This window comes from Paenibacillus sp. NPDC055715 (assembly GCF_053617595.1).
In genome coordinates, this window is the sequence record NZ_JBSHGA010000005.1 from 61,106 (window position 1) to 74,073 (window position 12,968).

Below are 12,968 nucleotides of genomic sequence, written 5' to 3' on the forward strand. Positions count from 1 at the left end.
GCCATTTTTCACACACTGAAAGTAAAAATGTCTTTGGCCATCAAGTTGTGCAACTGATGATGGCAGAGAACAGACGGCTTACCCGTATGATTTCAGCTTATATCACAAAGAAGAAGCCGTAAGTAAAATTGATTTGTCGGTAGATTTATTACGACAAGTACCGGATTTACAGCGTCCAACCTATGTGCTCTGTGATAGCTGGTACACATCCAAATCCCTTATCGAAACAGCCCTGTCACAGGGGCGGCATCTCATTGGCGCACTCAAAACAAACCGTACTCTTTATCCACAAGGCATCCGGATGCAAGCGAAACAATTCGCAGCTTTGGCATTGTTCTTCTAGAGTTATTAACATGATTATTTCGAGTTAAGCTTGTCTTTGACTGTTTAATTTTCGATCTTATTGACATGATACCACTCCTTCAATTCATGATGAAATAATATACACAAGAAATGATGAACAATTTTTAGTCAAATTTATCATTTTTGTTAATGTTTTGCTTACAAGTTGAAAATAAGAACAGAAGGGGGGGAGATTGGAACTGTAGGAGCGATAGCATGAGAGTGGGGAGAAGGTAGCTCAAACGAACTTGCCCTCAAAACAAAATTTCCAGAACAGATTACAAATTAATTGAAGAACTTTCGGATTTACATGATGTTTTAATTTCCTTATGATCCGCTTCAGCTTATATTGAGGGTTATAACATGGAAACATTAATGATGATTGAAGTATTTGACGGGGAAGAAGGTTTAATATAGGCAGTTCAGAAGAATGAGGAGTCGATTATAAAAATTTTCAAAAGGTAGCTCCTTCATGCGGAGTTACCTTTTTTTCTGTGAAAATCAAAACGCTCGCATGATCGAACTTCGTCTTTGATTAGGTAGCAGTTTTCGTAAAATGACCAATAGGATGCCCGGCCCTTTCGTTTTTAAGGGCTTATGAATACGAACGATTGAAGTTGGCTATACTGCTAAGTTAGCTTGCGGGTAGGATGGATTTTGGTCCGCCATCCATATAGGGCTGCTTGTTTTTAAGTATATGGTAAGCAATGACCAGAATCTTCCTCGCTGTAGCGATACACGCTTTTTTTTTTGCCACGCCGAGAAGCGATTTTCCAGAACTTCGTAGATAGCTCGGTGTTTCGGGAGCGAGCGATTGCCCAAGCCGCTTCGCATAAGGCTACTTTTGCATGAGAATTGCCTTTTACGCTTTTTGTGCTTTTTTTACCCGCACTTTCATGGTTTCCGGGAGCAACGCCAGCCCAGGAGGATCAATGCTCTGCAGACGGGAATTGATCCATGTCGACGCCAATCTCGGCCATGAGTGCAGCCGCCGTAATTCGGCTCACACCAGGGATCGTTTGCAGTAGTTCATATTCCTCCCGGTAGCTTTGCAGGTGTTCGTCTATTTTACCGTCCAGGCTGTCCAAGGATTTCTCCAAAAACTCAATATGCTCCCAGCAATCCCGAATCAGCTCCAGTTGGTGTGGGGTAATCGTGCCGAACAAGGAATCCTGAACTTGCTGCTTTTTGTTCTTAATGGAGCCTTTCACGCAAGCTTCGACATCTTCGGTATCCACATAACCCTGACTTACCAGACGACTCAGCAAGTTACGTCCTGATACGCCGAACACATCTGAAATGACCGTACCTAACTTGACATTGCTGGCTTCCAGGTATTTTTGAATGCAGTTCTTTTCTGCAGTTAGGTTGCCTACACGCTTTTTACGCAAGCGGCATAAATCCCGCATTTCCCGCAGATCCTCGGATGGAATGAAGCTGGCTTCAATTAAGCCAACCCGAAGTAATTTGGCAATCCATTCGGCATCGCACACGTCGGTTTTACGTCCAGGAACATTCTTAATCCGCTGCGCATTGGCCAGCGTGACGTCAAAGTATCCTTCCAGAATGTTATAAACCGATTTCCAGTAGATGCCCGTACTTTCCATCGCTACATGGGTGATGAACTTGGACTCAAGCTACCCCAGCATTTCAAATCATTGCTTGGTTAGGGTACCAAAGGTTCGAACTTCGCTTTGTACGTTGCCCTCAGCGTCGGTATTCAGCGTGCAGACAACAATGGTTTCCTGATGAACATCCATGTCTGCACAGTTTTCCAGTAATACATCCATGTTTCGTATCCTCCAATTGGAAATGTTACATGGTGATGGAGGGACTCGAGCTTTAGTATTTTTCTGTTCGCAGTCTTCGCAAATGGGCTTTGCGAGCTGCAGCGGTTTGTACACAGAGTCCATCCTTACGGTTTATTTGACGGGGTAATTCCACCATAGAAAGCAACGTACTCGTTCACCATGCTACTACCAGTATGGGGTGTTTCTTTCTCGTACAAACCTTGCTACCATTTTCATGCTAGATTTGCGAACGAGAGATCATGAATTTTTAAGCGAGCATAACAGCTTTCAAACAACATCTTTCGCTGAACATAGTGAAAATACTCTATTTATCTCTCAGTTAATTGACACACTTCCCCCTAATTTAGGTAGATCGGTTATTCAAAAAATTTATATGCAAGATAAGACGGAAGAACAAGTGGCAAAAGAATTACACATTACACAACAGGCGGTGAGCAAATGGAAAAGGAAAATACTCAAACGATTATATCAGACGCTGACTTCAAATAACTACTACATTTAGCAAAAAAAGGTCATCCTTATGCAATGTATAAGATTATTCAATTCTATAACGATGACATTAATAAGGTATGTGAGTATATTAGTATACCTCGTGAGGATGCTATTCAAAGCATCATTACTGATTTTTTAGAAGAATTGAAGAGTATCAAGGAATAAAATTAAAAAAATGGTTGTAGTTATCGACCTTAAATTACCTATATATATGAGAGTGATTGATACAAACATCAAAAGAATGTGGAGCCATTCGGATGTTTGCGACTCCATCAAATCCCTCAAATAAAAATTTACGGAGGCGTTTAACAATGGGTTATCACATTATTGCTAATTTTCCATCAAACCGAAATTACAAAGGAACACTGAACGTTTATAATGATAATGGTAGTTTGATTTTTGGGCCTGTACAAGCTTTAGGTCGCGGAACGAATGACCCAGCAAATGGTAACGATCATTCCAACTGGAGACTTAAAAATGCAGATGTTCCTACGGGTGTAGCTAGAACAGTTGTTTACGCTAAGGGTAGTTCTGATCGTTCTTACGGCCCTTATAAGCGTGTATGGCTGAATAAGGCAGTAAGTGGAAACTTCCTGACTGCCACAAACAATGGGCGCGACGAAATCATGATTCATGGTGGGGACCCTGCCACAAATAGTTCCCAGACTTGGTATCCCTTGCGTCCAACATACGGTTGCATCAGACTTTCTAATAGTGACCAAAGATCACTAATTCAGGCGCTTGAGCAAAACGGAAGCTCCGGTAAAATCACAATAAGCGAGAGCTAAAATTTAAAGGGCGGGATATATCCCGCCCTTTTTTGCATTAATTTGTTTTGTATTTATCAAGTTTGATCCATTTTTGAAATTCACTCTGGCTAATTTTCTTGACAAGTTCCACTTTTTTGCTGTCCAATGAATATCTGTATAATTTCTTTTGATCAGATGGATACTCACTTATATAGTCTAAATTTTTCCCATTTTTATGCCATAGAATCAGACCTGTACTAATATAATCCGTTTCCTTAGGGAGGTAGATAAAGGCATCCTTCTTCGTGTTATAAATAGCTATGGCACTACTGGATGTGTCACCATACGAAAAGGCAATTTGGTCTTCTTTCGGTGACCAGTTATAAGCATTAATGGATTCTATATTTTTCTTGCCTTTGCTCATCAATAAATTATTTAATATTATGGATTTCCCAGTTTTAAGATTGGCCAATAATAATGTATATCCTGCGCTACGCTGTGCCTGTATAGCCAACCAAGTATTAGAAGGAGATACTGCTACGCTTGTAATGTCCAGCAATCGACCATCAAGTTTATCCGTTGGAACTGTGAATTTTTTATCTCCTTTCGTAATAACAAATGAGTTTATAACATTTTGTTCAAAAGTAGCCGCATCTTTTAATTTTATTTTATTTGCCGTTAACGTAATATTATTCTCTTTCCAAACAATTTGGCTTTGGCTTACATTCTTTTCAAATTTGGTTATGGATTGATACAAAGAAGAATTTAATGAACTCTCTTTAGAAGGGCTTTGAACAGATACCTTGGAGTTCGGTTGACTTTTGGTGGCGGCAATCGCTAAGTTACTGATATTCCCCAGTAACGTGATACTTAACAGAAAAACAGTCGCGCACTTAATATTTACATACTTCATTCTAACAGCTCCTTTATTCATTAGTTTGGTCTTAATTTTCGCTTGACTTCTGTTACAAGCTTCTCCAAAAAATAAGCTTATAAATATATAGACGAAAAAAATGGAATTTTGTTTCTGTTTCTTCATGTTTCATAAATATAAGTCAGAGGCCATAGGAATTAAGTCGTATTATTCTTATAACTATTAAAAGTAAAGATAGTTCTCTGTAAATTTGAATGATGTTATGATGTATTAACGAATTTAAATAGAGGTAAAATATGACAACGATTAAAGTGACACTCGAATAACTTATATCCGTATCTAAGCAATTCGTTACATGAAAAAACCGGACCCTTTATGATTAACAAGGGAATTCGGTTTCGAAATCGCAGCTAGACTGAAGTTCAACTAACGTTCTTCGTTAGCGGAACAACATCGTTTCACCAAAAGATAATTTGCTGAAACTTTAACTTTATAATCCTTGGCTAAGTCCTAATATCTGATCATTAACATTTACATTACTTAAACCCCCGTGATAACAAACCACGGATGCAATGTCGAGATCTAAATACTTTTTCAATGAGAGACGAGCTGCATTCATATTCGGTGTGGTCGGGACATGAATTCCCTCGAGAATCCCGTTTACACTGTACATCGAATCCCCGGCAATGAGAGTCTTACTTTGCCTTAAATAAAGGCTGATATGACCGGGAGTATGCCCAGGAGTATGGATGACGCGAATCCTGCCGCAAAACGGCAGTTCCTGACCATCTATTAAGGTATCGTCCACTTTGCCCTTCGGGAGATTGTCAAGGTGACCATCTTTTAAAAGAGGTATCTCCCCTTGAATATACGGCTTATCCAGTTCGTGTGCATATACTTTAATATGATGGCCACACTCCTGCAGAATCTCAGGAAGATTTCCTATATGATCTACATCCTGATGCGTCAAAATCACAGCTTTTAGTTTGTCGAACGACACGCCTACCTTTTCCATGGCCACGCGTAAATCTTCAATTTGCCCTGGGAATCCTGTGTCTATTAAAACAGCCATTTCTCGATCCCACAAAAGAATGGGGTGAATCATATTCCCATGAAAATCTAGATGAAGCATTTCTACTCCCTTTGAAATTTCCATAATATCGGACCTCCGTAAAATGAAATTGCCGCCCATGCGGCTCGCCAAACTAACAAGTCACGAAAGGATTGCGCCAAATGAAGCAGCAAATCCTGTACATATCCTGTACATATCGTGTGCACATCGGGTTTGATATTCTGCATTGTATCATAAATGGAAAATCCTGCGGAAGTAGAGTCGACGGCTGCCCCTACAAACACAATACGATCCTTTAATAGTTTGGGATAGATATCGTATGATCTTTCACCTTGCAAACGAACTGAGACCGTAAAAAGATACGGAGGTTTCAATGGAAAAACTATTTGCTTGGCAAGAAGAAGCTACAAGAAGGCAGTCCGTTTATATGACGACAAAGAAAAACCAATCCGGATTGAGATTCCGTTTAAAGGTGTGAAAACTCCTGCTTATTTGCGGCTTAAGAAATTCCAAACCAACCCTTGGTCATTTTTGTGAGTGGAATGGATAGCATTAAGCTGAAGGCCATTCCCAGGGCACCATTTACAGACAGCTTGAATTCAATTTTATTACTTTTGATGGCCCCGGGCAGGGAGAACTATGGTAGAATGAAATTTGATGTCAAAGAATATCACAAAGCAGTTTCAGCAATTATCGACTGGTCGGAGAAGTAGCAGGATTATCAAATGAATACTCAAAAAAATCGCTTTGACAGGCTGTAGCTTAGGAGGATGTTTGGCCCCGGTGTCTGCGGGATATTTTCCAATAGCCTGCTTGAAGGTATTCGTGCTTCTTTTCGAACAGTAACCTTCATTTCAGGGAATGGCTTTGTCTTTTCCTTAATCTGTCGGAGCATTTGAAACTTGGCGATGCTGTATTATGAGGGATATTGTATATAGATCCAATAGCGTTGCATAAACGTAATATAATTAATTATTAATGTTCTAATAATACACTATTTATAAAATTATTACATTTACTTCAATGCTCTCAACGAAAAAAAGTAACCGGTGTTTGAGAGCAAGTAATCCAATCCATTTGCTGAAGAAGTTCTGGCGATACCTTGTTATTTTTCCGGGAAAGTTGAGAGGTGCTGATGGAGTCTATTCCAAGTTCGCTGTGGAACCCTTCATGATGCTGAATATCGGCCACAATATTTCGTAAACCCCGATGTTGCTAAAGCTGAGCGTCGATGAAAATGAGAAGATAGGCTAAGGTATCAAGCTTCTTCACATATCGATCATCACCAAATTCGAGTGTCCAATCCGAAATTAATTTACGATTTAAGGGTGCTACCCATTTACCAAATGACGAAAAAAGTGTATCCTTGTCCAAGTGTGATCTCCTATAGTTAGGGATTTGGACAGGATGACCTGCTCCCCTAATTATGGAGATTTTTTTATGGAGTGGACAACAAGTTTTTAGCATTTATAGCATGATTTACATATTTATTGATCAATAATTTTTATGCAACGCTATTCATGTTATATATAGATTCAAATCCTATATGTAAATATTATTGATAAAGTCTGGTTAGACAATGTTGAGAAAAATGGATTTTCTGATCGTCGCAGCTAGCTTTCTGTTTAACGCAAATGGGCCTAATCATGCTTATGACCAGCACCATAGTATTCAGCTTCACGATACCATTGGAGGATACTAAACAAAGAACAAAACAATCCCCGCTAACCTTAACTGGTCGAAGGGGATTGTTTTGCCTATTTAATTTAAGTTACTCAAATAGCGGTAAACTGGCAAATCGACAGAGTCGGCGTAAAGTGGATAATGTAAATTAGGTAACTTTAATTGGATACATGTAAAAAGCACTGCTAACCTTAATTGGTAGGCAGAGCTTTTTAGTTGAAGAATTGCTTATAGACGGACATTCTAGGTGGAACTGGTATGAGTTCACTTTTTAAATGTTCGTAGAAAATAAAGCTTTGTTAACTACAATAAAAGAATCAACAGTGGGCTAAGAAGGGAAAATAAAGCCCTAGACTGTCGCTGTTTCATTGAACTAACGTTTCCCGTAAGCGTAATATGAAATTAATTTTAACTGATAACAATTTAGGTTTCTTTTGCCACAAATCCAACTCGAAAGACTGGTTATTTACTCCAGTAAGAAACGGATTACGTCAATACATTATCCCAAGAAGATGTAACAAACTTAATAAGCCCATTGGATATATAATTAATCTTGAGTATGAGTTCTTAAAATTATTATTTGGATGCCTCTCAAAGAAAAAATGAGCGATCGAGTGAAAAATTAAAAATAGATCTAATATTACGAAAGATAAAAGTTGTTGATTAATAAATGAAAACAATAAAAAAGTATATAGCGGTAGATGCAAAATGGTAAATACTTTAAATGCGCGTTTATCTTCCATATCTTTTAGGATTATAAACATTCTCCATTCTTTAGCTCTTATGGCATCCATTTCGTGCAAAAGTAGTAGGGCAAAATTAATTGAAAAAATCATTAGTAAAATTGATGACAAAGTTACACCTCACTTATTGAATATACTTAGAGTTAATCATACCTCACTTTAAGTGAGTTCTGGTACAATCATTAAATAATTACGTTTCGAAACATGGAGAGTTCCATTAAACTGCCCGTTAGCTTAACGTCGTCGTTCAGTCTACAACTATTCGGTAGGCCGTAGATGGATGCCACTATGAAGGAAATGGAGATAAAAACAGGAAGGCGTACAGAGGACATTCGAGCAGAGTTACTGGCTCTTGAGAAGGATCACTATATCTCGTGGGAGGACAAGAGCCACTTGCGGGATATCGTCATCATAGAGGGCTGGGAGTGTGGACAGAGTAGACCTATGCCCACAGGAAACGATGAGAGGTATTTTAGAGAATATTAAAACTCCGGATTGCTCCGAGGATCTTAACTATTGCATTGATGTAACCTTACCTGTGCTTTTATCTACATATAGCCAGAAGTATGTTGCTGTGTGTGCGATCTCAGGTGGAAGGCTTTTATATTAATCGGTATCGCTCCAATCCAGGCGTACTGTTCTGAAGGGTTAATGCCAAATGGTCTCCCAAGCGCTTGGGAAATTGAACGTAGCGGAAGATAAGTTACCCCTTTGTATGTTTTAGAGCTAATAGGCATGCGAATTTCTTTTGCACTGATATAGATATTTTTAGCTCCGAGTGTGAAAGTGATAGTCTTCTGTCCATTTGAAATTTTTATTCGTTCGGAAAAGTTAGAATCAAGTACTACTGAATAACCTAATTGCTTAACAACGCGACGACTGGAAGCATAAGAGAACCATTTTCAATACGCGGGCCGGGCTGCAATGACTTTTCCATCGACATACGATAATTTGTTTCTTCGGCATTAATAGTCGGTATCGCTCCTAAAAACATGATGAGCGCTACAAACATGATAATGAGCCTTTTCACAATATATCCTCTTTATTAATTTTTTTAAGTAGTCTATCAGACTTAGGAATATTTTTCTCAATTAACCTCCCCAAATCACTCTATCCAGCCCCAAACTGCAAAAAATAAAACCCATATATACCAACGATTAGCCCATATCGCCTTATCCAGCCTTATAGGCCAAGACTATCACTTCTATAGATATCATATCTTGGATCAATCAAGCATGCCGTGGTATATTGTTGACATCCAAGAGAAAGCCGAACAGCCTTCTCTACACTAGATTCGAAAAACACAGGGGTGAATGTTGATGAGCAAAAAGACCATGTTCGAGAAAATTTGGGATAACCATGTCATCTATCAGGAAGAGGGAAAGCCGAGTATTTTGTACATTGACCTTCACCTAGTACATGAGGTGACCTCGCCGCAGGCGTTTGAGGGGCTTCGTCTCAGCGGACGCAAGGTGCGTCGTCCAGAGCTTACATTTGCGACGATGGATCATAATGTGCCGACGAAGGATCGTTACAATATAACGGACCCGATTTCCAAGCAGCAGATTGATACATTGACTCAAAATTGCCGTGATTTCGGCGTCACTCTGTATGATCTGGATACGATTGATCAAGGTGTCGTTCACGTTATGGGGCCGGAGCTTGGTCTGACTCATCCGGGTAAAACAATTGTTTGTGGTGACAGCCACACTTCCACGCATGGCGCGTTCGGAGCGCTCGCATTTGGTATTGGAACCAGCGAAGTAGAGCATGTAATGGCAACGCAATGTCTCCAGCAAGCCAAAGCAAAAACAATGGAAGTTCGCTTTGTGGGGCGACGCAAGCCGGGTGTGACAGCGAAGGATATGATTTTGGGTGTTATTGCTAAATACGGCACGGATTTCGCAACTGGTTATGTTATTGAGTATACAGGTGAATCCATCCGCGAATTGAGCATGGAAGAACGCATGACCGTGTGCAACATGTCCATTGAAGGCGGAGCCAGAGCGGGTATGATTGCGCCGGATGAAACAACCTTTAACTACTTGCGTGGACGTGAACATGTAGCGCAAGAAGCTGCTTTCGAGCAGGCGGTTGCTGAGTGGAAAGAGCTTGTTACAGATGAAGGCGCTGAGTTTGATATCGTGCTGAAGTTTGATGTAGATGCTTTGATTCCACAAGTAACTTGGGGTACTAGCCCCGGTATGGGTACAGATATTTCCGCTACCGTACCGATTCCGGCAGAATTGCCGACAGAGAACGAACGTAAAGCTGCTGAGAAAGCGCTTGAATATATGGATTTGAAGCCAGGCACACCGATCACGGATATTGCGATTGACTATGTGTTTATCGGCTCATGCACGAACGGGCGGATTGAAGACTTGCGTGCTGCGGCTGAGGTTGCAAGGGGCTACCAGGTATCTGACAAAATAACGGCAATCGTCGTACCAGGTTCAGGACGTGTGAAAATTCAGGCCGAGCAAGAAGGATTGGACATCATTTTCAAGGAAGCAGGCTTTGAGTGGCGTGAAGCGGGATGCAGTATGTGTCTTGCAATGAATCCGGACGTGCTTCAACCGGGGCAGCGCTGTGCGTCGACCTCCAACCGTAACTTTGAAGGACGTCAGGGACGTGGAGGACGGACTCACCTCGTATCTCCGGCAATGGCAGCCGCTGCCGCAATTCATGGACATTTTGTCGATGTACGGGACTGGAAATTCAAGCAGGAAGCAGTAGTCCGCTAGGATACGGAGGAGGAATTTACAATGGAAGCATTCACAACTTTAAAAGGGATTGTAGCACCCGTGGATCGGGTGAACGTGGATACAGATGCTATTATCCCCAAGCAGTTTTTGAAACGAATCGAGCGTACAGGATTTGGACAGTTTCTGTTTTACGAGTGGCGTTTTGATGAAGATGGACATACAAATCCTGATTTTGAACTGAACAAACCTCGCTATGCAGGGGCATCCGTTCTGGTCTCTCGTGCCAACTTTGGCTGCGGCTCCTCCCGTGAGCATGCTCCGTGGGCGATCATGGACTATGGATTTCGCTGCGTAATCGCACCGTCTTATGCGGATATCTTCTATAATAACTGTTTTAAAAATGGTATTTTGCCGATCAAGCTGTCTGAGGAGCAAGTAGAGGATTTGTTTCAACGCACGGCGAAGCATGATAACTACCAACTGAACATAGACCTAAATGAAAAAACAGTTACCGATGATTATGGTCTGCATATTGACTTTGATCTGGATGAGCATCGCCGTCAATTTTTGCTGCAAGGTCTGGATGACATTGGTCTGACGCTCCAGCATGAGTCGGAAATTCTGGCTTATGAACAGAAGCGTGCTGCGAAGCAAGGCGCATAATTCCAGCTCAGTATGAGTTTGTAGCATTAAAATGAACTGGTTTGTTGGATAGAAAGCCCGTACTGGCAATTCTTTTGCCTGCGGGCTTTCGTCATGTTCATAAGATAAATTGGTAAATAAGGGGTTGACGGTTCGACTCAGCATGGTATGGTAAATGTAAAATGGCTGAAGGACTATGCTTATGCAGTAGTACAAAAAAATACATATCTAAGTTAGGGGAATGAGGATGAAGAAATATGGTTGGTTGATACTGGCGGCTATCTTAATTTGGTTGTGGCCGTCCTCCTCTCATGTGAATGCGGCTGGAGCAGATTTATTTTTAGATGGAAAAAGGATAGAAGCGCCTGCAGATGCCAAGCCTGAAATGGTCAATGGAAAAGTGATGATTCCGCTACGAGTGGTTGGTGAACAGCTTGGCTATCAATTCAAATGGGAACCACAAGCCTATAAAATCTCAATCCAAAAAAACAGCACGGATATGTCCATGTATGTGGGCCGTACATCAGCTGATGTAAATGGAACAACGGTTAATTTGGATGCGCCTCCTGTAATGCGTGGCAACTCCACCATGGTTCCGCTGCGCTTTGTCGGGGAGCAAATGGGACTGAAGGTAGATTGGAATAATAAAAATAAATCCGTGAATCTCAGTCAGAAAGTGACAACTCAGCTGACAGAAAAACAGTCTCAATCCCAAAAATCGTCACAAACGCAGGCACAGAACACGAGTACACAAAAAACGTCTTCGTCGACAACAACGACTACAAATCTCGCTGGATCAGACAAGCTTACACAGGATGCACTCTCATCATCTAAGCAGCAGGATACAGAACAGCTAAAAGCAAATACGCTGCTACTTCAAAACATTACCTTTCAAGATGAAGCATTACAGATTTCATTGAACAGGGTTGTAACGCCTAAAGTGACCAAGATGACGGGACCTGATCGCATTGTTGTAGATCTGGCAGAAGCTGCACTGGCTTCCGAGCTTTCTCAGCAGTTTCCGGTTCGCAGCAGCGATGGATCACGAGTGCTGACGAATAGTGATAGTAAGGATGTGCAGGAAATCAGGTTTGCTCCCGCGGATGGACAAAAGGGCGGCGTTCGTATTGTTATTGCTTTAAACCAAGTACGTGATTACGAGCTTTCAACAAACAGCACAGGTAAAATCACCCTTCAATTGCGTGAACGCGGTGTTGATCAGGCTGTGACACCAACAAACAGCGACGGACGGAAAATTGTCGTCATTGATCCAGGGCATGGTGGCAAGGACGCTGGAGCAGGCAGTGTGACTGGAAGGCACGAAAAGGAGTTTACATTGGCTGTAGCGTTAAAGGTCAAGCAGCTTTTACAAAACGATCCTGATATTCAGGTGGTAATGACCCGTGATGGAGATACGTATCCTACGCTGGATGAACGTCCCCGACTTGCAAACGATCAGCGGGCAAGCGTGTTTGTTTCGATCCATGGAAACAGTATGCTAGCCTCCAATAAAGGAAAAGCCAACGGCTCCGAAACCTACTATGCACGTCAGGAAAGTCTGGGACTGGCAACGACGATGCATAAGCATCTTGTAGCAGCTACCGGATTTAAGGATAACGGTATTAAGGTGGCGAATCATGTGGTGACGAGAAAGTCCCAAATGCCAGCTGTGCTGCTGGAATGTGGTTACCTTAGTAACCCGTCTGATGAAGCGGCTATGTTCTCGGAAGAAACACAGGAAAGGGTTGCGGAAGGCATTGTTGGCGGTTTAAAGGAATATCTGAGGACTGTTACTGGCAATGACACGAGTGAATCTATCAACTGATCATTTTGAGAATTTTAAATTAGATCGTAT

At 41.3% G+C, this 12,968-nt stretch carries 10 protein-coding genes and 5 pseudogenes; 8 read left to right on the forward strand and 7 right to left on the reverse strand.

Going from position 1 to position 12,968, the window contains the following annotated elements; all coding sequences use genetic code 11:
* Positions 1–124: 124 nt before the first annotated feature.
* Positions 125–343 (forward strand): annotated as a pseudogene (locus ACWGOO_RS10510) (transposase); the annotation flags it as partial.
* Positions 344–976: 633 nt separating this feature from the next.
* On the opposite strand, the pseudogene ACWGOO_RS10515 reads toward ACWGOO_RS10510, so the two are convergent.
* Positions 977–2,132 (reverse strand): annotated as a pseudogene (locus tag ACWGOO_RS10515) (IS110 family transposase).
* A 394-nt stretch (positions 2,133–2,526) separates the two neighbouring features.
* Between ACWGOO_RS10515 and ACWGOO_RS10520 the strand changes: the two are divergent.
* The 3 genes and pseudogenes from ACWGOO_RS10520 (at position 2,527) to ACWGOO_RS10530 (ending at position 3,433) form a co-directional block, all read left to right on the forward strand.
* On the forward strand, positions 2,527–2,655 hold the full coding sequence (locus ACWGOO_RS10520; protein WP_452483505.1) for a hypothetical protein: 129 nt from the start codon (positions 2,527–2,529) through the stop codon (positions 2,653–2,655).
* A 5-nt stretch (positions 2,656–2,660) separates the two neighbouring features.
* A pseudogene (locus tag ACWGOO_RS10525) lies at positions 2,661–2,810 on the forward strand (hypothetical protein); the annotation flags it as partial.
* Between the two features lie 146 nt (positions 2,811–2,956).
* The gene (locus ACWGOO_RS10530) at positions 2,957–3,433 is read left to right on the forward strand and encodes a L,D-transpeptidase (RefSeq protein ID WP_452483121.1); all 477 of its coding nucleotides are present in this window, start codon (positions 2,957–2,959) and stop codon (positions 3,431–3,433) included.
* Positions 3,434–3,470: 37 nt separating this feature from the next.
* On the opposite strand, the gene ACWGOO_RS10535 is transcribed toward ACWGOO_RS10530, so the two are convergent.
* From ACWGOO_RS10535 to ACWGOO_RS10550, 4 genes and pseudogenes are all read right to left on the reverse strand, one after another.
* Positions 3,471–4,328 carry a hypothetical protein gene (locus ACWGOO_RS10535; protein WP_452483123.1) on the reverse strand — a complete coding sequence of 286 codons (858 nt, stop codon included), beginning with the start codon at positions 4,326–4,328 and terminating at the stop codon, positions 3,471–3,473.
* A gap of 430 nt (positions 4,329–4,758) precedes the next feature.
* Positions 4,759–5,424 (reverse strand): MBL fold metallo-hydrolase, encoded by a 666-nt coding sequence (locus ACWGOO_RS10540; RefSeq protein WP_452483506.1) that lies wholly within the window; start codon positions 5,422–5,424, stop codon positions 4,759–4,761.
* Positions 5,422–5,714 (reverse strand): annotated as a pseudogene (locus tag ACWGOO_RS10545) (ATP-dependent Clp protease proteolytic subunit); the annotation flags it as partial. The gene ACWGOO_RS10540 and the pseudogene ACWGOO_RS10545, both read right to left, overlap by 3 nt.
* Positions 5,715–7,514: 1,800 nt before the next feature.
* Positions 7,515–7,859: a DUF6713 family protein gene (locus ACWGOO_RS10550; protein ID WP_452483508.1), complete on the reverse strand. Its 345-nt coding sequence runs from the start codon at positions 7,857–7,859 to the stop codon at positions 7,515–7,517.
* Positions 7,860–8,054: 195 nt separating this feature from the next.
* Between ACWGOO_RS10550 and ACWGOO_RS10555 the strand changes: the two genes are divergently transcribed.
* The gene (locus ACWGOO_RS10555) at positions 8,055–8,252 is read left to right on the forward strand and encodes a hypothetical protein (protein WP_452483125.1); all 198 of its coding nucleotides are present in this window, start codon (positions 8,055–8,057) and stop codon (positions 8,250–8,252) included.
* Between the two features lie 62 nt (positions 8,253–8,314).
* Here ACWGOO_RS10555 and ACWGOO_RS10560 read toward each other — a convergent pair.
* A pseudogene (locus tag ACWGOO_RS10560) lies at positions 8,315–8,590 on the reverse strand (stalk domain-containing protein); the annotation flags it as partial.
* Between the two features lie 32 nt (positions 8,591–8,622).
* Positions 8,623–8,796 carry a hypothetical protein gene (locus tag ACWGOO_RS10565; RefSeq protein ID WP_452483127.1) on the reverse strand — a complete coding sequence of 58 codons (174 nt, stop codon included), beginning with the start codon at positions 8,794–8,796 and terminating at the stop codon, positions 8,623–8,625.
* A gap of 289 nt (positions 8,797–9,085) precedes the next feature.
* On the opposite strand from ACWGOO_RS10565, the gene leuC reads away from it, so the two are divergent.
* The 3 genes from leuC to ACWGOO_RS10580 all read left to right on the forward strand — a co-directional run bounded on the left by leuC (position 9,086) and on the right by ACWGOO_RS10580 (position 12,938).
* Positions 9,086–10,510 (forward strand): 3-isopropylmalate dehydratase large subunit, encoded by a 1,425-nt coding sequence (gene leuC / locus ACWGOO_RS10570; protein ID WP_452483129.1) that lies wholly within the window; start codon positions 9,086–9,088, stop codon positions 10,508–10,510.
* Between the two features lie 21 nt (positions 10,511–10,531).
* Positions 10,532–11,134, forward strand: a complete 603-nt coding sequence (gene leuD / locus ACWGOO_RS10575) for a 3-isopropylmalate dehydratase small subunit (protein WP_452483131.1) — start codon at positions 10,532–10,534, stop codon at positions 11,132–11,134.
* Between the two features lie 226 nt (positions 11,135–11,360).
* A complete protein-coding gene (locus ACWGOO_RS10580; RefSeq protein WP_452483133.1) occupies positions 11,361–12,938 on the forward strand; it encodes an N-acetylmuramoyl-L-alanine amidase in 1,578 nt (525 codons plus the stop codon).
* Positions 12,939–12,968 lie beyond the last annotated feature (30 nt).

Excerpts from the sequence above, each read along its gene's own strand:
- ACWGOO_RS10550 (WP_452483508.1), bottom strand. The coding sequence starts at position 7,859 with ATGATTTTTTCAATTAATTTTGCCCTACTACTTTTGCACGAAATGGAT.
- ACWGOO_RS10555 (WP_452483125.1), top strand. The coding sequence starts at position 8,055 with ATGAAGGAAATGGAGATAAAAACAGGAAGGCGTACAGAGGACATTCGA.
- leuC (WP_452483129.1), top strand. The coding sequence starts at position 9,086 with ATGAGCAAAAAGACCATGTTCGAGAAAATTTGGGATAACCATGTCATC.
- leuD (WP_452483131.1), top strand. The coding sequence starts at position 10,532 with ATGGAAGCATTCACAACTTTAAAAGGGATTGTAGCACCCGTGGATCGG.
- ACWGOO_RS10530 (WP_452483121.1), top strand. The coding sequence starts at position 2,957 with ATGGGTTATCACATTATTGCTAATTTTCCATCAAACCGAAATTACAAA.
- ACWGOO_RS10540 (WP_452483506.1), bottom strand. The coding sequence starts at position 5,424 with ATGGAAATTTCAAAGGGAGTAGAAATGCTTCATCTAGATTTTCATGGG.
- ACWGOO_RS10520 (WP_452483505.1), top strand. The coding sequence starts at position 2,527 with ATGCAAGATAAGACGGAAGAACAAGTGGCAAAAGAATTACACATTACA.
- ACWGOO_RS10580 (WP_452483133.1), top strand. The coding sequence starts at position 11,361 with ATGAAGAAATATGGTTGGTTGATACTGGCGGCTATCTTAATTTGGTTG.
- ACWGOO_RS10535 (WP_452483123.1), bottom strand. The coding sequence starts at position 4,328 with ATGAATAAAGGAGCTGTTAGAATGAAGTATGTAAATATTAAGTGCGCG.